At 73.1% G+C, this 20,366-nt stretch carries 14 protein-coding genes; 4 read left to right on the top strand and 10 right to left on the bottom strand.

The window, feature by feature from the left end; genetic code table 11:
- Positions 1–99: 99 nt before the first annotated feature.
- Positions 100–1,113 carry a tryptophan--tRNA ligase gene (gene trpS, locus OG599_RS21410; RefSeq protein ID WP_327177591.1) on the bottom strand — a complete coding sequence of 338 codons (1,014 nt, stop codon included), beginning with the start codon at positions 1,111–1,113 and terminating at the stop codon, positions 100–102.
- Positions 1,114–1,434: 321 nt separating this feature from the next.
- On the opposite strand from trpS, the gene rocD reads away from it, so the two are divergent.
- Positions 1,435–2,643, top strand: coding sequence for an ornithine--oxo-acid transaminase (gene rocD, locus OG599_RS21405; protein WP_327177590.1), 1,209 nt, complete (start codon positions 1,435–1,437; stop codon positions 2,641–2,643).
- 43 nt (positions 2,644–2,686) lie between these two features.
- On the opposite strand, the gene OG599_RS21400 is transcribed toward rocD, so the two are convergent.
- The 9 genes from OG599_RS21400 to OG599_RS21360 form a co-directional block, all read right to left on the bottom strand.
- Positions 2,687–5,278: a glycoside hydrolase family 9 protein gene (locus OG599_RS21400; protein WP_327180122.1), complete on the bottom strand. Its 2,592-nt coding sequence runs from the start codon at positions 5,276–5,278 to the stop codon at positions 2,687–2,689.
- Between the two features lie 318 nt (positions 5,279–5,596).
- Positions 5,597–6,952 (bottom strand): WXG100-like domain-containing protein, encoded by a 1,356-nt coding sequence (locus tag OG599_RS21395; protein ID WP_327177589.1) that lies wholly within the window; start codon positions 6,950–6,952, stop codon positions 5,597–5,599.
- Entirely contained in the window at positions 6,952–7,428 is a 477-nt protein-coding gene (locus OG599_RS21390; RefSeq protein ID WP_327177588.1) for a hypothetical protein, read from the bottom strand. The genes OG599_RS21395 and OG599_RS21390 overlap by 1 nt, the downstream gene beginning before the upstream one ends.
- 193 nt (positions 7,429–7,621) lie before the next feature.
- On the bottom strand, positions 7,622–10,522 hold the full coding sequence (locus tag OG599_RS21385; RefSeq protein WP_327177587.1) for a polysaccharide lyase family 8 super-sandwich domain-containing protein: 2,901 nt from the start codon (positions 10,520–10,522) through the stop codon (positions 7,622–7,624).
- 119 nt (positions 10,523–10,641) lie between these two features.
- Complete coding sequence (locus OG599_RS21380; protein ID WP_327177586.1) at positions 10,642–11,670, bottom strand: Gfo/Idh/MocA family protein; 1,029 nt, start codon at positions 11,668–11,670, stop codon at positions 10,642–10,644.
- On the bottom strand, positions 11,667–12,941 hold the full coding sequence (locus tag OG599_RS21375; protein ID WP_327177585.1) for a GntR family transcriptional regulator: 1,275 nt from the start codon (positions 12,939–12,941) through the stop codon (positions 11,667–11,669). Before OG599_RS21375 ends, OG599_RS21380 begins: the two co-directional genes overlap by 4 nt.
- A gap of 17 nt (positions 12,942–12,958) precedes the next feature.
- Entirely contained in the window at positions 12,959–13,840 is an 882-nt protein-coding gene (locus tag OG599_RS21370; protein WP_327177584.1) for a carbohydrate ABC transporter permease, read from the bottom strand.
- 184 nt (positions 13,841–14,024) lie between these two features.
- Positions 14,025–15,098, bottom strand: a complete 1,074-nt coding sequence (locus tag OG599_RS21365; RefSeq protein WP_327177583.1) for a carbohydrate ABC transporter permease — start codon at positions 15,096–15,098, stop codon at positions 14,025–14,027.
- Positions 15,095–16,429: an ABC transporter substrate-binding protein gene (locus tag OG599_RS21360; protein ID WP_327177582.1), complete on the bottom strand. Its 1,335-nt coding sequence runs from the start codon at positions 16,427–16,429 to the stop codon at positions 15,095–15,097. Before OG599_RS21360 ends, OG599_RS21365 begins: the two co-directional genes overlap by 4 nt.
- Before the next feature lie 504 nt (positions 16,430–16,933).
- Between OG599_RS21360 and OG599_RS21355 the strand changes: the two genes are divergently transcribed.
- The 3 genes from OG599_RS21355 (at position 16,934) to OG599_RS21345 (ending at position 20,213) form a co-directional block, all read left to right on the top strand.
- A complete protein-coding gene (locus OG599_RS21355; protein WP_327177581.1) occupies positions 16,934–18,436 on the top strand; it encodes a sulfatase-like hydrolase/transferase in 1,503 nt (500 codons plus the stop codon).
- A gap of 318 nt (positions 18,437–18,754) precedes the next feature.
- Positions 18,755–18,988 carry a hypothetical protein gene (locus OG599_RS21350; protein ID WP_327177580.1) on the top strand — a complete coding sequence of 78 codons (234 nt, stop codon included), beginning with the start codon at positions 18,755–18,757 and terminating at the stop codon, positions 18,986–18,988.
- A gap of 262 nt (positions 18,989–19,250) precedes the next feature.
- The gene (locus tag OG599_RS21345) at positions 19,251–20,213 is read left to right on the top strand and encodes a RimK family alpha-L-glutamate ligase (protein ID WP_327177579.1); all 963 of its coding nucleotides are present in this window, start codon (positions 19,251–19,253) and stop codon (positions 20,211–20,213) included.
- The last annotated feature ends 153 nt before the right edge of the window (positions 20,214–20,366 follow it).

The raw sequence follows: 20,366 nt of genomic DNA, 5'->3' as shown, positions 1-20,366 counted from the left end.
GATGACCGCGCGCGCCGGGCGCCGCGGCACCGGCGGTCGCACGGGGCCGTCGCCGCAAGTGTGCCGCGCTGCCCCGTGCTCCCGCCAGGGTCCTTCGACTCAGTGCTTGGCGGGCAGGAGGCCCATCCGGTCGTACGCCCGCGCCAGCGTCTCCGCGGCGACCGTCCGGGCCTTCTCCGCGCCCTTGGCCAGCAAGGAGTCGAGCGTCTCCGGGTCGTCCAGGTACTCCTGGGTGCGGGTACGGAACGGCGTGACGAACTCCACCATGACTTCGGCGAGATCCGTCTTCAGCGCGCCGTACATCTGGCCCTCGTACTTCTGCTCCAGCGCCTCGACGGAGGTGCCGGTGAGGGTGGAGTAGATGGTCAGGAGGTTGCTGACGCCCGGCTTGTTGCCGGCGTCGTACCGGATCACCGTGTCGGTGTCGGTGACGGCGCTCTTCACCTTCTTGGCGGTGGTCTTCGGGTCGTCCAGGAGGTTGATGAGGCCCTTCGGCGTGGACGCCGACTTGCTCATCTTGATCGACGGGTCCTGGAGGTCGAAGATCTTCGCCGTCTCCTTGAGGATGTACGGCGCCGGAACGGTGAACGTGTCGCCGAAGCGGCCGTTGAAGCGCTCGGCGAGGTCGCGGGTGAGCTCGATGTGCTGGCGCTGGTCCTCACCGACCGGGACCTGGTTGGCCTGGTAGAGCAGGATGTCCGCGACCTGGAGCACCGGGTACGTGAAGAGGCCCACGGTCGCCCGGTCGGCGCCCTGCTTGGCCGCCTTGTCCTTGAACTGGGTCATCCGGGAGGCCTCGCCGAACCCGGTCAGGCAGTTCATCAGCCAGCCGAGCTGCGCGTGCTCGGGGACGTGGCTCTGCACGAAGAGCGTGCACCGCTCGGGGTCGAGACCGGCGGCCAGCAGCTGGGCCGCCGCGAGGCGGGTGTTGGCCCGCAGCTCCTTCGGATCCTGCGGCACGGTGATCGCGTGCAGGTCCACCACCATGTAGAAGGCGTCGTGGGACTCCTGCAACGCCACCCACTGGCGCACCGCGCCCAGGTAGTTGCCGAGGTGGAACGAGCCTGCGGTGGGCTGGATTCCGGAGAGCACGCGAGGTCGGTCAGAGGCCATGTGCCCATTGTCTCAGGTGCGCAACCGATCCCGGGCAGCCGGTACTCGGGAATCCCGTACGGCCCCCGGGGCGGCCCTGCTCAGCGGTGCGCGGGCCCGGTGGGGCGGGCGGTGGGAGGAGAAACACGTTGCCGCCCGCGGGCCCGGCGTGCGTGGCGCGGCGGGCACGCCGGTGCGGCGCGGGTTTCCCGGACCGCACCGCGACGGAACGATACAAAGTGGGCAAGACCCCGCCCGCAGCCCCCGACCCGGGCGCGACCCGCCCGGTCCGCACCGCACCCCGCACCCGCCCGCCCGCGCCGCACGACGAACGGAGACCCCGTGTCGACCACGGAGAACACCCTCGCCTCCACCGAGGCCCACAGCGCGCACAACTACCACCCGCTGCCCGTCGTCGTCGCGACGGCGGACGGGGCCTGGATGACCGACGTGGAGGGGCGCCGCTACCTCGACCTGCTGGCCGGGTACTCGGCGCTCAACTTCGGCCACCGCAACCGCCGGCTGATCGACGCGGCGAAGGCGCAGCTGGACCGGGTGACGCTCACCTCGCGGGCGTTCCACCACGACCGGTTCGCCGCGTTCTGCGGGGAGCTCGCCGAGTTGTGCGGCATGGAGATGGTGCTGCCGATGAACACCGGCGCCGAGGCGGTGGAGACCGCCGTGAAGACCGTGCGGAAGTGGGGGTACACCGTCAAGGGCGTCCCGGACGGCATGGCCAAGATCATCGTCGCGGCGGACAACTTCCACGGCCGCACCACCACGATCGTCAGCTTCTCCACGGACCCGGAGGCGCGCGCCGACTACGGGCCGTACACCCCCGGGTTCGAGATCGTGCCGTACGGCGACCTCACCGCGATGCGCGAGGCGATGACGGAGAACACCGTGGCGGTGCTGCTGGAGCCGATCCAGGGCGAGGCCGGGGTGCTGGTGCCGCCGCCCGGCTATCTCGCCGGGGTACGTGAGCTGACCCGCGAGCGGAACGTGCTCTTCGTCGCGGACGAGGTCCAGTCGGGCCTGGGCCGCACCGGGCGGACCTTCGCATGCGAGCACGAGGGCGTGGTGCCGGACATGTACGTGCTGGGCAAGGCGCTCGGCGGCGGGGTGGTGCCGGTGTCGGCGGTGGTGTCCTCGGCGGCGGTGCTGGGGGTGTTCCGGCCCGGCGAGCACGGTTCGACGTTCGGCGGCAACCCGCTGGCGTGCGCGGTGGCGCTGGAGGTGCTGGCGATGCTGCGGACCGGCGAGTACCAGGCGCGGGCGGCGGAGTTGGGCGCCCACCTCCACCGCGAGCTGGACCGGCTGGTGGGCGGCGGCGCGGTGGACGCGGTGCGCGGCCGGGGGCTGTGGGCGGGAGTGGACGTCGCCCCGGCGCTGGGCTCCGGGCGGGAGATCTCGGAGCGGCTGATGGAGCGGGGTGTGCTGGTGAAGGACACCCACGGCTCCACGATCCGGATCGCGCCGCCGCTGGTGATCGAGCGGGAGGACCTGGACTGGGGGCTCGACCAGCTCCGTGCGGTGCTGAGCGGGAAGTGAAGGCCCGGCACCGCCGCCCGGGAGCGGCGGTGCCGGAGCACGGTCAGCCGGTGGAGCAGGCGTGTCCGCCGAGCTTGAACACGGCCGGGTCGGGCCCGGCGGCCGTTCCCGTGGTGTTGAACCCGAAGTCGGCGGTCGCGCCCGGGGCGAGGGCGCGGTTCCAGTCCAGCGGCTTCGCCGTGACCGTACGGCCGTTCTGGGCGAGGTCCGCGCTCCAGGTCTGGCCGATCCGCTGTCCGCCCGGGAAGAGCCAGCTCAGCTGCCAGGCGGGGAGCGGGGCGGTGCCGGTGTTGCGGACCCGCACGGTGACGGTGGAGCCACCGGTCCAGGCGTGCGAGGCGTAGGTGACCCGGCAGACGCGGTCGGTGCGGTCGGCCGCCGTACGGCCGTCGCCCGCGTCGTCCAGGTAGGAGGCGATGAAGGCGAGCGGGGCGTTCCAGTTGATGGTGACCTCGTTGGTGGCCCAGGAGCCGTTGTCGTCGAGGTAGCACATGGCCGGGGCGCAGCCGCCGAGCTTCTCCGCTGCCGCCGGGTCACCGGCGGCGACGGCGGTCAGGTTGGGGCCGCCGGCGATGGTGCCGGGGGGCGGGTGGGGCAGGTCGGGGTTGCTCTGGTGGGCCCAGAAGCGGTGGTGCTGGTTCTCGGAGTACCGCTCGCCGTACCCGGTGACGTACGACCGGTTGAGCGGGTTGCGGCCGAAGAGGTAGTCCGCGCCGCGCAGCACGGCGTCCTGGTAGGCGGGTTCGCCGGTGAGGTCGTGGGCGACGGCCAGCACCACCATGTTGTTGAGCACCTGACTGTTGGAGCCCCAGGCGTAGTCCTCGCCGGGCGGGGAGTAGGGAAGCCCGTAGAGCTCGGCGCGCGACTGGGCGGCGTAGCGGTCCGCCCCTGCGGTCAGCACCGCGCGGACGTCGCCGAGTTCGGTGCCGGTCAGGTCGTTGGGGACGGTGGCGAGGGTGAGCACGCCGAGTCCCGCGGTGGAGCCCCAGGAGATGCCGCCGCCCGCCGGGAAGATCTTGTCGGCGGCGCCGTTCAGGGGGGAGGTGAGCAGCGCGGTGCGGTAGGCCGACTCCCCGGTGGTGGTGAAGAGTTCGGCGGCGGCCCAGTAGAACTCGTCGGTCACGTCGTTGTCGCTGTACGTCCCGCCGCCGGTGCCGTCCTGCGGGTCGGCGTACACGGCGGGGTGGGCCAGCGCGGCCTGCCAGGCGGTGGTGGCGGCCCGGAGGCAGCGGTCGGCGAACGCCTGGTCGTAGGGGGCGTACAGCCGGGCGCACTGGGCGCCGGTCGCGGCGACGTTGAGCGTCGCGGCGGTCGACGGGGCGTGCAGTTCGCGCGGCTGGGGGTCCTGGTCGGGGCGGGTGGGGATGCCGGTCCAGGCGGCGTCGTGCACCTTGTGGTGGACCATGCCCGCGAGCGGCTCACCGGCCGGTACCTGCATGCGGAGCAGGAAGTCCAGCTCCCAGCGGGCCTCGTCGAGGATGTCGGGCACGTCGTTGCCGCGTTCCGGGACGCGCAGGGTGCCGTCGGCCAGTCGGTCGCCCTCGGCGTCGTCGGCGGTCAGGGTCCGCTCGTACGTCGACATCAGCTGGGCCACCGAGATGCCGCCGTTGACCACGTACTTGCCGTGGTCGCCCGCGTCGTACCAGCCGCCCGAGACGTCGAGGCGGTAGTCGCAGACGCCGGGGACGCAGGGCACGTCCGTGTCGCCCTGGTTGGGGGCCGTACCGGCGTGTCCGGCGGGGCGCGCGTACTCCTCGCCGACGAGGTCCGCCTCGATCGGGATGCCGCTTCGGTTGTGGTAGAAGTACGCCAGCGCGTCGGAGCGGAGCCCGTCGTAGAGGTCGGCGCGGACCGAGAAGGGTTCGCTGACCTGCCCGTCGACGTCCACGGTGTAGCCGTCGCCGACGGTGGTGAGGGCGCTGAAGTCGAAGGTGTGGACGCGCTGCCGGGAGGTCGGGTCCTCGCCGCCGGGGACGGTCGTGCCGGTGGCGGCGGTGGTTCCGTCGGCGGCCTTCACCGTCCAGGTCAGCGGCGCGTCGGCGTCCGTCACCACGGTGCCGCTCTTGGTGCCGTACGGGAGGTAGCCGACCTGGTTGATCCGGACCGGGGAGCCGGTGTCGGGGACGTACACGGGCGGTTCGGCGCCGCCGCGCAGGGACACGTCGTCGAGGCAGAAGGTGGTGGCCCGCCCGCCGCCGATCTGGAGCGCGACCTGGGCGGCCGGCCGGTCGGCCGTGGCGGTGAACGCGTGGGTGACCGTGACCGGTTCGGCTCCGACCGGGTCGGCGGTGGCGAGCTCGGTGGTCCAGGGGTCGACGGCCTCCTGGACGCGGGTCTGCACGGTCAGCGGCGCGGTGGAGGTCGCGGTGTAGCTCAGGAGGTACGTCTCCCCCGCCACGAGGGGTACGTCGTTCTGCCCGACGATCACGTCCCAGGCGTTGGCCGTACCGGCCGGGACGTCGGCGCACAGGCGCCCGTCGACGACCGTCCCGGAGGTGTTCGCCGTCCACCACCAGGGCGCGGTACCGGCGGAGAAGTCGCCGTTGGTGATCTGCTCGGCGCCCGGTGCGGGTTCGTCGCCCGCCGCCCGCTCGTCGGCCACCGCGCCGGGGGCGGCGAGCAGCGCGGCGAGCAGCGCGACGGCGGCCGTGGCACCGAAGGCGCGGACGGACCGGGCGGAGGGCCCGGCCGGGCGGTGCGGGGAGCGCGCACGCGGGGGGTGCGGGGGACGGGGACGCTGGGGTGGGGCGTTCACCGGGACACCTTTCGTCGTTCGTCGGCACGGGGTGCGGGCGGTACGGGTGCGGGCAGCACGGGGCCCACCCCATGGGAGCGCTCCCATGGGGTGGGCCCATTCTGGGGCCCCGGGGCAGAGTTTCGCCAGGGTCATGACAGCGTTGTGGTTCCCGCGTCCGGGAGTGCCGCCTCCGCGGGCGTGCGGGCCGCCCCTCGGTCAGCTCCCGGCGCCGGCTTCCGTGACGGCGTCGTCCCAGGGGTTCGCGCCGGGGTCGAAGTCGTCCGTCGGCCGTCGGGCTCCGGGCCGGGGGTCCTGCCCCAGCAGCACACGGGTCACGTCCACGTCCTGCCAGACCTCGTGGCCTTCCTCGCCGGTGGCCGACCCGGTATGCGGTGCGGTGGGCGGCGACGGCCGCGCGACGGTCTCCGTCGTGACCGTCACCGGTGGGGTCTCCACCAGCGACTGAGGGAGGGGCTGCTCCGGCGGGCCCTCCACCGTCGGCGTCCCGGCCGGCGGGGGTGATGCGGGTGCAACGGGTGAGACGGGTCGCTCGGGTGAGGCGGGTCGCTCGGGCCGTCCGGGTCCGGGTTCGAGTTCGGCACCGGCCGCCGCCACCGGCGCCTTCGGTATTCCGTCGACCAGCTTCTCCAGGTGGTCCGCCGGCGAGATCGATCCGATGTTCCTCGGGTTCATCCCGGTGTGGCGGGCGCCCCAGGCGCCGTTGAACGCTCCGTTGGCCGCCCCCGGGATCCAGTCGCCGGAGAGCCCGAACACCGCGTCCTGCGCGGCCCCTTCGGCGGAACCAGCCAGCGCGGAGAAGCCGATCCCCGACACCACGCCGGCGGCGCGGCTCCCCGCGGCTCCCAGTCCCGCCAGGCCGGCGCCCTTGGTCACGCCGCGGGTCAGTCCGGCGCCGAGCAGGCCCGCCCCGAAGCCGACCGCGCCTCCCACCGCGCCGTTGACCGCGGCCACCGCCAACTCGTCACCGTCCAGGGAGGTGCGGTGGTGCCGGCCCAGCTCGACGACCTGGGCCAGCAGGGCGAATCCGACCTGGGCCACCGCCGATTCGGCGACGCGGACGAGCGCGTGGGTGACCGCGCGCCGCAGGAAGGCCACGCACAGCATCCGGGCGGCGGCGATCTCCCCGGCGGCCGCCGCGGGACCGCCCCACAGCAGCAGGACGGTCATGTCGATCATCAGCTGGACCGCGAGTACGGCCAGCGCGCCGATGATCTCGATGCGCAAGGTCTCGATCTCGTTGGCCAGCGCGTCCAGCGCCTCGGCGGCCTCCTCGCAGCAGGTGATGGTCAGCGGCAGTACGCCGTCCTCGCCGGGTCCGGCCAGTCGGTCGAGGAACCCGTCGATCGCCTCGCGGGACTGCCCCTGGAGCCCCGCCCCGACCCGCGCCCGGACCACGGCCACGTCCTCGGCGCAGGAGCGCGTCGTCTCCGCGCACGCGCGCCATGCCGCCGCCTCGGCGCGCAGAGCGGTCTCGTCGCCGGTCGGCCACTTGTTGCCGACGACGACGAGGAGCAGGTTCTGCAACTCCGGCGGCACATGGTGGGCGTCCATCAGCCCGCCTCGCCGTCCGTCGACCACGTCAGGCCCGAGGCGACCGCGCCGGCCTCGTCCTCGGCGCGTACGAACCGGCGCCGCGCCCCGTCCAGCGAGTCCGCCAGGCCCGCCAGGACGGCCGGCAGCTCCTGCACCGTCCGCACCAGATCGTCGCGCGGCCCGGCGAACGCGTCGCCGAACCCCACCCCGAGGCCGGGGTCGTCCCCCCAGGGCGCGGCGCCCGATCGCCGCACCGCGTCCGAGACGTCGGCCGCGGCACGGTGCGCCGCGTCGGCGGCGGCCCTGGCCGCCTCGATCGCGGCTGCCAGGGCCTCGAAGTCCACCGCCAGCAGCCCCGCGCCACCGGGCGCCGCGCCGGGGGCCGTGGGCAGCGTCGGATCCGGGATCGGAGCCGAGACCGGGACGTTCCGGTAACCGCCGACAGGTGCCGGCACCTCGGCCGGCTGGGACGGAAGACTGGGCCCGGGCGACACGCGACCCCCTCCGGACGCCTACCGCCACACCGGCCGATCCGGCGCGGTGAGCACGGCAGCAATACCTACCGCACCACCGACACGGCTTCTTCCAGCCTCTCTTGACACCCTCCCAACGGTCACCGGCCGCATCCTGACGCACCCCTGACACCACCCCGTACCAACGGAGCGGCGGGGCGGCCCGGTGCCGGGCTCAGCCGAGCGTCACCGTCAGCACCGGCGGATACACCTTGTTCTCACGGGAGTTGAGGACCACGGCGAGTCCCGGCGCCGCCTGGGCCAGGGCGAGGGAGACCGGTCCGGGGGCCGCCGCCGTGACGTGGGCGGTGACGTCGAAGGTGAGCCAGGACGGTACGGCGGTGGCCGCGGCGTCCGCGCGGGCCGCGCCGAGGCCGGGGCGGGTGTTCCAGGTGAGGGCGGGTTCGGTCCAGTCGGTGCCGGCCACTCCGTACGCGGTGACGACGGCGTCGGTGCCGCCGGAGTCCGAGACGAAGCCGTGCACCGAGAGGGCGGCGGAGGTGACCCGGCCGGTGAGGGCCGAGGTGTCGAAGGCGAGGTACGACTGGCGGTTGTAGCCGCTGCCCGTGGCGTTCTTCACCACCAGGGTGGTGGCGGTGCCGTAGGAGGTGCCGGCGTACGCGCCGTCCCGGACGTACCCGTCCGCGACGGGGGCGAGGGCCGCGCCGGTGACCGTGAAGACGGCCTCGGCGGTGGCTCCGGCGGCGCCCGCCGTGTTCACGGTGAAGGCGAGTGTGGGCGCGGCGGTGTCGACGGTGATCCGGGGGTCGGTACGCACCGCCGTGCCGGTGTGGACGAGCCGTACGGTGACCGGGGACGCGGTGTGCGTGGGGTCGGAAACCGCCACGGTCAGCGTGGACCCTGTGCGGCGCAGGATCACCGAGCAGGGGGCGCCGACCGTGATGCCCGCGGCCGTTCCGGCCGTGAAGAAGTTGGCGGCGACGACTCCGGAGCCGTTGTCCCGGATCGCCTGTACGGCCGGGGTGTTGGCGAGGATCTCCACGGTGGGAGCGGCCGCGCGGGCCGCCGTGCGGGAGGCGTCGGCGCCCGGCAGCAGGACGTAGGCGTACGCGCCGTTCGCCGGGGCGGTGCCGTGGGAGAGGCCGAGGGTGAGGTAGCGCCGGGTGGTGGCGGTGGTGGTGCCGCCGGTGTTGATGTCGTGCCAGGAGCCGGTGCGGTCGGTGCGGCCTGCGGTGACGGTGGCGCCGCCGGGGAAAAGGTAGCCGCCGACCCCGGCCAGGTGCGCCCAGCCGGTGACGGCGAGGGTGGCGGACCAGCCCGCGGTGGAGGGCTGGGCGGTGCCGTCGACGGTGAGGTTCGGGGTGCGGGCCCCGGGGGCGCCGAGGTTGCGGTGCTCGACGGTGGTGGAGACCTCGGCCCCGCTGCCGCCGGTGATGCCCGCGCCGAGGCAGACGACGGAGTCGTCCAGGCAGAACCAGGACTTCTTCGCGGTGAGGGTCGATCCGTAGCTCCGGAAATCGAGGCCGACGCTGCCGTACGCGCCGCCGAGGCTCGCCCCGCCCGCCCAGGCGGCGGCGGGCCGGGTGCCCGTACCGGCGGCGTCGGCGAGGGCGAGGGCGTCGGTGGTGGTGCCGGGCATGCGCTTCGGGTCGGCGGTGGGCCAGAAGTCGTCGGTGAAGTGGCCGGGGTCGCCGGCGAGGTAGAGGTAGGCCATGCCGTCGCCGGTGTGCCAGCCGTGCAGGTTCTCGCCGTTCATCGACTCGTACCGGGCGATGCGCGCGGAGGAGAGGGCGAGCGCGAGGGCCCAGCCCCTGCCCCGGTGCACGGCCCGGTCCATGTTCGGGAACTGGACGTGCCCGACCGGTTCGGGGAGGGCCTCGATGCCGCTGTCGTTCAGCACGGGGGCGGCGAGGGCGACCCCCGCGATCCCCGCGGTGGCGCTGTAGGGGGCGTACGCCTCGCCCCGGGTGATCCACCCCTTCGCCAGGCCCTTGAAGCGGGTGGCCTGGGCGGTGGCCGGGGCGGAGAGCGCGGCGCGCAGCACGGCCTGGGCGGTGAGGTTGCCGTCGTAGAAGTCGGTCTCGGTGGCGCGGCTGACCGCCCGCCCGCGGACCGCGTCCATGCAGAGGCCGTTCCAGATCCAGGGGGCGAAGGCGGTGTCGACCGAGGTGTGGATGTGCGCTGCGGCGGGGTCGGTCACCTCGTGCGGGGAGCCGTGCAGCAGTTGGAAGAGGCTGGTGAGGCCGCGCAGCAGCACCATGCCGTACGTGCCGGTGTAGGGGATGTACGTGTGCTGGACGAAGGACCCGTCGGCGTAGAGCCCGTCGTCAGAGGTGACGTACGGGAACACGTCGGAGAGGCCCGCGACGGCGGCGGCGAGGCGTTCGTCGCTGCGGCCGAGGACGCCGCGCAGGGCGACGACCTGGCACAGGTCGACGCGATTGGCGCCGGTGGAGGTGGTGCGGTCGGCGCCGTAGCGGTTCTTGGTGGGGTCGGGCACGAAGTGGTCGATCGCCGCCGTCCAGTCGGCGATCCGGTCCTCGGTGAGCAGCGGGTGCACGAGGGTCATGGCGTTGGTGAGGGCGACGGGGCAGCCGATCTCCCACTCCCACCAGTTGCCGCTCTCCACGGCCGTGGCGTGGTACGCCCGGGCGTGCAGGAAGTCGAGCCCGGCCACGATGTCGGCGCCGAGCCCGGCGGAGCCGTGCAGGGCGCGCCCGGTGCCGTCGGTGGCCGTGGTGCCCTCGGTGGCGTACGCGGTGGCGAGCGAGGCGAGCGCCTTGTATCCGGCGGTGATGTTGGCGGGGACGGTGAGTGGTTGGCCGGGCCAGAGGGAGCCGGCCCCGGTGTCCGGCGCCATGGTGTTCCACAGGTCGGTGGCGGTGGTCGAGAGCACGGCGAGCGCGGGGGCGTAGTCGGCGTCGGTGGCGTCGATGTCGCCGCCGGTCAGCAGGACGGCCCAGCTCTCGCGCAGGACGTCGAAGGCGTCGCCGTCGGCTGCCGCCGGGGTGGCGCCGGGCAGCAGCTGGAGGCCGCCCGCGGCGCCGGCCGCGGCCAGCGCCAGGGCGGACAGGAAGCCGCGGCGGCCGAACGGTACGGCGGTGGTCTCGTGCACTGAATCCTCCTCGGGGGCGGAGCTTCGGAACGTGCGGTGGTGCGGGGACCTCGGTGGTGCCGTGGGGAGCGGTGACAGGGGTCCGGCGGCGAGGGTCGGGCGGTGGGGTCGGGGTCGTTTCAGGCGGCGGGAGCGCCGACCGGGGCGGGGGTCCCGGCGCGCTCGCCGGTGCCGCTGGAGCGGTAGACGGCCTCGACGACCTCGACGACGTGCCGTCCGTGGTCCGCCGAGACGGCCGGGGCCTGTTCGCCGCGTACCGCCGCACCGAAAGCGGCGAGTTGCGCGGCGAACGCCCGGGGCACGTCCTGGGGGGATTCGGCGGCGAGCACCGTGGGGGCGCTGCCGGGCGCGTGCTCGGTGTGCAGGGTCGCGCCGGAGCCGCGTGCCACCCGGATCGCGCCGCGCTCGCCGATCAGCAGCAGTTCGTCGCGGGAGGGCAGTCCGGTGCTGGTGACCCCGATGTGCCCGACGAGGCCGCCTTCCAGTTCCAGCCGGGCCATCATGTCGGTCTCGATGCCGGGCAGCGCACCGGCCCGGTGCACGGCGGTGGCGCTGACCGCGCGGACCCGGCGGCCCGCCAGCCAGACGAGCCGGTCCACGCAGTGCGTACCGATGTTGACGAAGACGCCGCCGCCGGAGACGGCCGGGTCGAAGAACCAGGCGGGGCGGCTGCCCGGCCGGTAGTCGGTGGAGCGCCAGTCGCTGACGGCGAGGAGTTCGCCGACGGCACCCGCGTCGAGGGCCGCGCGGGCCGCCGCCATCGGGGGCAGGAAGTGCTGGATGTGCCCCACGAAGAGCACCACCCCGGCGTCCGCGCAGGCACGCTCCATGACCGTGCACTCGGCGGAGTTGGTGGCCATCGGCTTCTCGACCAGGACGTGCAGCCCGGCGTCCGCGCTGTCGGTCACGATCGCGGTGTGCAGCGCGTGCGGGGTGTTGACCACGACGGCGTCGACGGTACCCGAGGCGATCAGCGCGCGGTGGTCGGTGAACACGGCGGCGCCCAGGGGCTCGGCGACCCCGCGCGCGGTCGCTTCCACCAGGTCGCAGACGGCGGTGACACGTACCCCGGGGGTGGTCGCGGCGGCCCGCGCGTGCAGGACGCCGACCGCGCCGGCGCCGATCAGACCGAGCCGAATGTCCGTCACGAGGTGATCTCCCGTTGCTTGGGTGCGGAGGTTGGGGTGTGGGGGGTCGAGGCGGGGGTGGGGATGGTCGAGGCGGGGGTGGTGCCGGGGCGGGTGGCCGCTTCGGGACCGGTGGGCCGCGCGCCGCAGGACTGGCGGACGGTGATGCTGGGGCGCAGCAGGATGCGGTGGCGTGCCGATCCGGGCTCGCGCAGCCGCCGCAGCAGCGTCTCGGCGGCGGTGCGGCCCAGCAGGTGCTTGGGGGGTGCCACGGCGGTGAGCGGGATGTCGGCGAGATCGGCGATCTCGTCGTCGTACGCGACGAGGGCGAGGTCACCTGGGACGGTGAGCCCGGCCCGGCGGGCGGCGCCCTCCAGGAGGGCGGCCTGCCGGTCGCCGAAGCAGACGGCGGCGGTGGCTCCGGCCGTACGGAGCACGGCGAGCGCCCGGTCGGCGGTGGCCGGGCTCCACTCCTGCCGGGGTGCCTCGAACTCCACCGTGGCGCAGCCGAGTTCGGCCGCAGCCTGCCGGTACCCGTCGATCAGGGGCGGGGCGGTCGGGGCGGGGGCGCGCAGCACCAGGCCGATGGAGCGGTGGCCGAGTCCTGCGAGGTGCCGTACGGCGTCGTAGGCGCCCGCCTCGTGGTGGGTGCAGACGTACTCGCTGGTGTCGCCGAGCGAGGTGCCGCGCCGCTCGATCAGTACGGTGGGTACGGGCAGGGCGGCGATCCGCGCCAGGTAACTCTCGCGGTGCTCCGGTCCGTTGAAGGTGGGAACCAGCAGCAGCCCGTCCGCCCCGCCGTCGAGGAGGTCCGCCACGTCCCTGGCCTCGCGCTCCTGGTCGTACCCGGAGCAGGTGAGCAGCAGGCGGGCTCCCGCGGCGGAGAGTCCCTCCTCGATGCCCTGGAGGACCTGCGGGTAGTAGAAGGTGGTGTCGGGGACGAGTACGCCGATCAGGGCGCGGGCGGCCCGGGGGACGCCGGGCGCCAGGACGAAGGTGCCCGAGCCCTGCCGTCGCACGACGAGTCCCTCGGCGATGAGCTCGTCGACCGCGCGCCGCACGGTGGAGACCGACGAGCCGTTACCGAGGGCGAGTTGCTTCTCGGTGGGCAGCCGTCCGCCGGCCGGCCAGACGCCGTCCCGCACCTGCTGACGCAATTCCTGGGCGAGCTTGCGGAACTTGAGATCCTTGGGCCCCTGCGCGCCGGCCGGCCCGGCCGCGCGGCCGGGCTTCCCGTCGGGCGCGCCACCGGGCATCCCGTCGGGCAGGTCGTCGGGCATCTCGTCGGGCATGTCGTCTCCCTCGCAGGTCACTTGACGGAGCCGACGGTCATGCCTTCGATGATCCGGCGGCCCAGCCATACGTAGCAGGCGAGGACGGGCAGGACGACCACGGCCACGCCCGCGAACAGGCCGCCCCAGTCTGCGCCGTTGTACTGCATCTGCTGGAGGAAGCCGAGGAGTGCCAGGGAGAGCGTCTGGTGGTCGGTGTTCTGGATGAAGACGAGGGAGAACACGGTCTCGCCCCAGTGCTGGATGACGTTGAGGATCAGCACGGTGACCAGGCCGCCGCGCGCCAGCGGCAGCATGACCTGCCAGAAGGTGAGGAAGGCGGACGCCCCGTCCAGCGCGGCGGCCTCCTCCAGCTCCACCGGAAGGGTGGAGAAGAAGCCGGTGAGGAAGAAGACGGCGAAGGGCAGCGAGGTCGCGACGTAGACCACGATCAGGCCGAACAGGCTGTCGACGAGGAGGAGTTTGTTCATGACGACGAAGAGCGGCAGCATCACGACCTGGGCGGGGATGCCGAGGCCGAGGGCGAAGAAGAGCACGAAACCGCCGTTGAACCGGGTGGTGACCCGGCTGAGGACGTACGCGGCGGGCGCGGCGAACACGAGGGTGATCACTGCGGTGCCCGCCACCACCACGACGGTGTTGAGGGCCGCCGGTCCGAAGTTCCCCTCGCTCCAGGCCCGCGCGTAGTTGTCCCAGTGCGGGGAGCCCGGCAGGTGCCATGGGGAGCTGAAGATCTCGTCGGCGCTCTTCAGCGAGGAGAGCAGCAGCCACAGCCCGGTGAGGACGTTGAAGCCTGCGACGATCCAGACCAGGGGGACGCCGAGGACCTGGGTGGTGGTGAGCCGGCCCCTCATGCGGGCGAGGCGGCCGGGGGGACGACCGGACGTGGTGACGGCCATGGCGACGGGGCCTCCTGGGGTCTGGGGGTGCGGGGTGTCTCGGGGGTACGGGGGAGGGCTCCGGGAGTACCGGCGTCCCCGGGCGCGATCCGGCCGGGCAAGGACCGCGCGGCCATGACCGCACGGTGTCGCGCGCTCGGAAGTGCACGGTGCCGCGCGCTCCGAACTGCACGGTGCCGCGCGTTCAGAACTGCACGGTGTCGCGCCGCATGACGCGGCGGATCAGGACGACGAGGACACCGACCAGGGTCACCATCACGACGGCACTCGCCGCGGCGGAGCCGTAGCGGGGCACGCCACCGGAGGCGAACGCCTCCCCGTAGGTGTAGAGCGCGGTGTTCCACACCCCGGCGTCGGGCATCTGTCCGGCCGCTCCGGCGAAGGCGTAGATGAACTCGAAGACCTTGACGGCACTGATGGTCCAGAGCACCGCGCAGACTCCGACGACCTCCCACATCAGGGGCAGGGTCACATGGCGGAACTTCTGGAAGGCGTTGGCTCCGGCCAGCTCGCAGTCCTCGTACAGCTCCGGCGGGATCTGGTCCACGGCGGCCATCAGGATGGTGGTGTAGAAGCCGGTCGACGTCCAGACCAGGCCGACCATGATGACCCGGAAGATATTGCTCTGGCCGAGCCAGTTCGGCGGGTGCTCCATGCCCAGGGCGCCCATCAGCGCGTCGGCGAGTCCGTCGTGCTGGAAGAGAAACCCCCAGAGGATCGAGAGCACCACGCTGGGGACGATGTTGGGGAAGAAGAGGATGGAGCGGGCGGCCTTGCGGCCCCTCATGTCCCGGAGCACCATCGTCAGCCCGAAGGAGACCAGGAAGGTCAGCCCGCCGACGCCCAGGATGATCCACAGGGTGTTGGTGAAGGACTGCTGGAAGGTCGGATCGTCGAACAGGCGGCGGTAGTTGTCGACGCCGACGAAGGTCATGGGGCCCGCCCCGGCCCACTTGTTGAAGCTGAGCCACACCGTGTAGAGCGACGGGCCTGCGAAGAAGACGACGTAGACGAGGACGGCCGGGGCGAGGAGCGGCCAGAACAGCTTGCGGCGCCGTGCGGCGAGCGGGCTGGTGCGGGTGGCGGCGGGGCGTACGGCGGACGGCTTCCTGCCGGTACGCGCTCCGCCCGCCCTCCCGCCGCCGCCCTTCACGTCGGTCGGGTTCACGTCCGCGGCCTTCCCGTCGGCGCCCTTCCCGTCGGCGCCCTTCCCGTCGACGGGGCGCACTCCGTCGGCCGTCACCTCGGTGGCCGTCACGAGGCGTTCTTCCAGTAGTCCGCGGTGCCGGACTTGAGCTTCCCGGCGAGGGACTCGGCGCTCAGCTTGCCTGTGATGAAGCTGGTGTTGAGCGGCTGGAAGACCTTGGTGTACCACTCGGCCGCCGTCTCCTTCACCCCGTCGAGCGTCTTGACGGGCGTACCGGCGGCCAAGGCCTTCTGCGCGTCGGCGAGTTCGGCCGGGGCGGGGATGTCGGCGCGGGGGGTGATGTTCTTGGCCTCGGTGGAGATGCCGGCGAGCTGCTGCTTGGCGAAGAAGTAGGCGATGAACTTGCTCGCGGCGGTGGTGTTCTTCGCCTTCTTCGGGATGGAGAAGCCGATGAGCGAGATGTCCTGCGCCTGCTTCCCGCCGTCCGTGTTCACCGCCGGTACGGGGAACGAGCGGTAGCTGAAGCCGGGTGAGGCGAACTCGGCGGTCTCGCTGGGAGCGAAGGTGCCCAGCAGCAGGAAGTCCGACTTTCCCTGGGCCCACTTCTGCTGCACGGCAGGCCACTTGGAGCCGTCGTAACCCCGGGTGAAGTCACTGGCCTTGACCAGGTCCTGGACCCGCTTGAGGGCGGCGACGAACTCCGGTGCCTCGAAGCCCTTCCCGGTCGGGTCGGTGGCCGCCTTGCCGAAGGCGCCGGGGCCGAGTGCGCGCAGGACGGCGTAGTACGTCCAGTAGGCGGAGTAGTCCGCGATGTCGGCGTCCAGCGCGAGCGGGCCGTCGCCGCGCTCCTTCTTCCGGTCCGCGAGCAGCGCGGTGAACTCTTCCCAGGTGGCCGGCGGCTTGGCGGCCACGTCGGGCAGGGCCTTGCCGTCGTACCAGACCTGGGTGGTGAGCACCTCGTAGGGGATCTGCCAGAGGGCACCCTTGTCCGTGTTCAGGTCACGGTAGGAGGCCGGTACGACGCTGCCGACGGTGCTGCCGGTCTCGCCGGGTATCTCCTGGTCGAGCACGGGGGTGAGGTCGAGCGCCTGGCCGGTGGCCTGGAGCTGCGCGTAGGCGAAGCGGTCCGCGGAGTCGACCAGGTCGGCGGGGACGTTGGCGGTGTTCAGGGTGGGGGCCAGTTGCTGGACGACCTGCCGGCCCTTCCACTGCACGCGGACCTTGATGCCGGTGTCCTTGGTGAACGTGTCGATCGCGGCCTGCAACACCTTGGCCTGCGGCTCGTTCTGCTTCCACATCGACCAGTAGGTGAACGAGTCGCCGCCCCCGCCGGCCGAGGAGGCGCCGGAGGAACAAGCGGATGCCGTGAGGCCGAGGGTCGCCGCCAGGGCGACGGCGAGAACGGTGCGGCGCGAAAGGCGCGCGGATCGGTCGGAAGGCATGGCTCTCCTCGGAGACGGGGGTCTGAGGCGGGGCGTGCGAGGTGGCCCAATGATTTCCAGCCATTCATAGAGGGGTCAATCGCTCTCTGAGCGCATGAATTGCCTATGAATTCAGGGAGGTCGGCAGTCGATCTGCCACAAGTCCGGCTCATCAGCAGGTGGTAGCGGGTGGCCGGCGCGGAACGAGCAGTCGAACCCGAACCCAAGACATCAGCAATTCATTCGCCTGAAACAGTTGACTTGTCCGGCCACCAGACCCCAGGCTCTGCACAGCCCGGCGCAACTGGGGCGTGCCGGCGAAGTGCCGACTGCCGGGAGCCGGTGACACCACCCGCCGCCGCCCGTCCCGCCCGGCGCCCGGCTCCCGTGCCCGGCTCCCGTGCCCGGCTTCCGCGCCTGGCGCCCGGCTCCGCGCTCCGGCGCCCGGCACCCGTACTCCGGCACCGGGCCGGGCTCCCGTCCGGGCCGCCCGACTCCCGTCCGGTCCAACCGAGGAGGACCCCCATGGCCAGCCGCGATCCGTACCGCCCCAACGTCCTGCTGATCCTTTCGGACGACCAGGGGCCGTGGGCCATGGGCTGTGCGGGCAACGACGAGATCCGCACCCCGCACCTCGACGCGCTGGCGGACCGCGGGGTCCGTTTCAGCCGCTTCTTCTGCACCTCGCCGGTCTGCTCGCCGGCCCGCGCCTCGCTCTTCACCGGCGAACTGCCTTCCCAGCACGGGGTGCACGACTGGCTCTCGTACCATCACGCCGGGCGGACGGGCATCGACTTCCTGTCCGGGAGAACCCTGTTCACCGACGTCCTCGCCGACGCGGGTTACCGCCTCGGCCTCAGCGGCAAGTGGCACCTGGGCGCCAACGACCGGCCCCGCAAGGGCTTCGTGCACTGGTACGCGCACGAGAGCGGCGGCGGCCCCTACTACGGCGCCCCGCTCTACCGTGACGGCGTGCGGACCGAGGAGCCCGCGTACCTCACCGACGCGCTCGCCGCGGACGCGCAGGACTTCCTCACCACCGAGTCCGACCGCCCCGAGCCCTTCCACCTCTCCCTGCACTTCACCGCCCCGCACAAGCCGTGGAAGGGCCAGCACCCGGCGGAGTACACGGCGTTGTACGAGGACTGCGCCTTCGACAGCTGCCCGCAGGGCCCCGCGCACCCCTGGCAGCCCGTGGACGCGGACGGTGCCCCCGTCGGCGGCGAGAGCGCCACCCGGGAGGCCCTCGTCGGCTACTTCGCGGCCACGACCGCGATGGACGCCGCGGTGGGCCGGGTGCTCGACCGGCTCGACGCGCTCGGGCTCAGCGAATCCACGCTGGTGATCTTCACGAGCGACAACGGCTTCAACGCCGGGCACCACGGCATCTGGGGCAAGGGCAACGGCACCTTCCCGCAGAACATGTACGACAGCTCGGTGCTGGTGCCCTTCCTGATCGCGCAGCCCGGCCGCATCCCGGCCGGCCGGCACAGCGAGGCGCTGCTCTCCCAGTACGACGTGCTGCCGACGCTGGTGGACCACCTCGGCCTCGGCCACCACCACGACCCCGCCCTCCCGGGCCGCTCCTTCGCGGACATCCTGACGGGAGCGGACATCCCGACGGAAGCGGACCCTGCCCCCACGGACACCGCACCGGGCGCCCGGCGGGTCAGCGAACCCGCCACCGAGGCCGCCGACCGCGAACGCGTCGTCGTCTACGACGAGTACGGCCCGGTCCGCATGATCCGCACCCGGGACCTCAAGTACGTCCACCGCTACCCGCACGGCCCGCACGAGTTCTACGACCTGGCCGCCGACCCCGGCGAGGAGCACAACCTCGCCGACGATCCGGCCCGCGCCGCCGAGCGCATCGACCTCGCCGCCCGCCTGGACGCCTGGTTCGCGCGGTACGTGGACCCGGCCCAGGACGGCGCCCGGCTGCCGGTCACCGGCTCCGGCCAGCGGACCCCGGTCACCCCAGGCTCCCTGCCGACGGCCTTCGAGCCGGCCCCGGGCAGCGCTTCCTGAGACGGCGGTGAGGGGCGCGTCGGGTACGCCCGCACCCCTCACCGCCGGGCCCGCGCGCCGCGCTCGCAGGAGCCGACCGCATACCGGTCAACCTGCCTCCCGGTTTTCATCCCCCCGCTCCCGACCCGTGGCCCGGCCGTCCGGAGCGGGCGCCGCGACGACGCTGGTAGGGCCCGGACGCATGCACCCGGATGACCCCCGCGCAGGTCGGTCTCCGTTTCCATACCAACCGGCCCGTTTCTGCCTCACTCTAGGGATGCCGGGACGCCCACCAGGCGTCCCGAAGAGCACCACCAGGGTGCGGAGAGGACGAGAAGAGTGAACGCCAAGAGAAGCGAACCCGCCGTCGGGGCGCTGGTGGTGGACGCGTCACGGCCGGGGGTGATCGGCGAGTTCCGGAGCACCGCGGGCGCCTTCTGGCGGCTGCGGCCGGTGGCCGGAGGGGCCGAGTGGCAGGCCGATCCGGAGCAGGTCCGGTTCGCGGACCCCGCCGAGCGGCTGCGCGCCGAGAACGCGCGGTGCAACGCGCGGAGCCGGGGCGAACGGCTGTGACCGCGAGGGCACGGGCCCACCCCTCCTCGGGCCCGCGCCCCGCGACCGGCGCCGGACGGTCCGGGTACGCTACGCGCCGCTCACCCCCGTGGCCTTCTCCGCGTGAACGCCCCGCACAACCGGAGCGGGGCGCTCTTTGGTGTGCAACATCCGTGTTCCCAGAGGGATTTCACCCACCCCGAGCTAGGGTGCACGCCGGTCCCGACAACGAAGCCGGCGCCGGTGCCGAAGTCGAAGCCGAACCCGGAGAGGCGAACATCCCATGGAGCGTACGGAGTTACTGCCCACCACGGACGTATGGCTGCTGGTACGGGCGCTCCCCGTACCGCTGCAAGGTGCGACGCACAGACTGGCGGACGCCCTCGCGGCGCTCCACGGCCCGAGGTTCGCGGTCTGGCACACCAACGAGTTCGTGTTCGGCGTCCACCAGGGGCGGCTGTTCCTGCGGACTCTGGGCGGTGCGGAGGTACCCGCGCCGAAGGTCGTCCTCATACGCCAGACCCCGGGCACCATGCACTACGACCGCGAGGTGACCCTGCTGCGGCACCTGGAACGCATGGGGGCCACCCTCGTCAATCCGCTGGCGGCGCATCTCGTCTGCCGCAACAAGGTCTGGCAGATGCAGGAGCTGGCCGTGGCCGGACTTCCGGTGCCCGACACCCTCTCGTACGGGACGGCGCCGCTGGAGGGCGTGGTCCGCACCACCGGCCTCGACACCCCGTGCGTGGTCAAGTCGGTCACCGGCCACAAGGGCAAGCAGGTCTTCCTCGCCCCCGACACCCACCTGCTGCGCGGCATCGCGGGCGCCCTGGCGCAGGAGACCCCGCACCTCTTCCAGCAGTACGTCTCCCACTCGCACGGCCGGGACCTGCGCCTGATCGTGGTCGACGGGGAGACCGTGGGCGCCGCCGTACGCACCTCCCGCAACGGCGGCCTCGCCTCGAACATCGGCCAGGGCGGCTCGGCCACCGTCTGTCCGGGCGAGTTCCCGGAGGCGGAGGCGCTGGCCGTACGGGCGGCCGAGGCGATGGGGCTCGCCATCGCCGGAGTGGACCTCCTCTTCGCCTCCGAGGACACCTTCACCGTCTGCGAGGTCAACGCGGTGCCCGGCTGGCGCCCGCAGATGACGGCGGTCGTACCCGCCATCACCGCCTGCGTCGACCGCCGCCTCGAAGCGGCCCATGAGTCAGCCGGAGACCCCCTGGCCGAGCCCACGGCCCCCTGACCCGGACGCCGATGACACGCGCGGGCCGAACGATCGACCCGGCCCGCCCGTGCGCCTCCGTCTGCCAGGCTGTTCCCTGGTGCCGGGTGCCGGCGGGGGTTTCCTCGGGGCGCCCGGTCAGCTACTCGGCACGCCGCACCGCGGTACCCGCCC

This window comes from Streptomyces sp. NBC_01335, from assembly GCF_035953295.1.
In the GTDB taxonomy this organism is placed as follows: Bacteria; Actinomycetota; Actinomycetes; order Streptomycetales; family Streptomycetaceae; genus Streptomyces.
The sequence above is the reverse complement of the archived record's forward strand: the minus strand, read 5'-3'. Positions and strand labels throughout refer to the sequence as shown.

Coding starts and splice junctions, on each gene's coding strand:
- OG599_RS21360 (WP_327177582.1), bottom strand. CDS start 16,429: ATGCCTTCCGACCGATCCGCGCGCCTTTCGCGCCGCACCGTTCTCGCC.
- trpS (WP_327177591.1), bottom strand. CDS start 1,113: ATGGCCTCTGACCGACCTCGCGTGCTCTCCGGAATCCAGCCCACCGCA.
- OG599_RS21355 (WP_327177581.1), top strand. CDS start 16,934: ATGGCCAGCCGCGATCCGTACCGCCCCAACGTCCTGCTGATCCTTTCG.
- OG599_RS21395 (WP_327177589.1), bottom strand. CDS start 6,952: ATGGACGCCCACCATGTGCCGCCGGAGTTGCAGAACCTGCTCCTCGTC.
- OG599_RS21345 (WP_327177579.1), top strand. CDS start 19,251: ATGGAGCGTACGGAGTTACTGCCCACCACGGACGTATGGCTGCTGGTA.
- OG599_RS21375 (WP_327177585.1), bottom strand. CDS start 12,941: ATGCCCGACGAGATGCCCGACGACCTGCCCGACGGGATGCCCGGTGGC.
- OG599_RS21370 (WP_327177584.1), bottom strand. CDS start 13,840: ATGGCCGTCACCACGTCCGGTCGTCCCCCCGGCCGCCTCGCCCGCATG.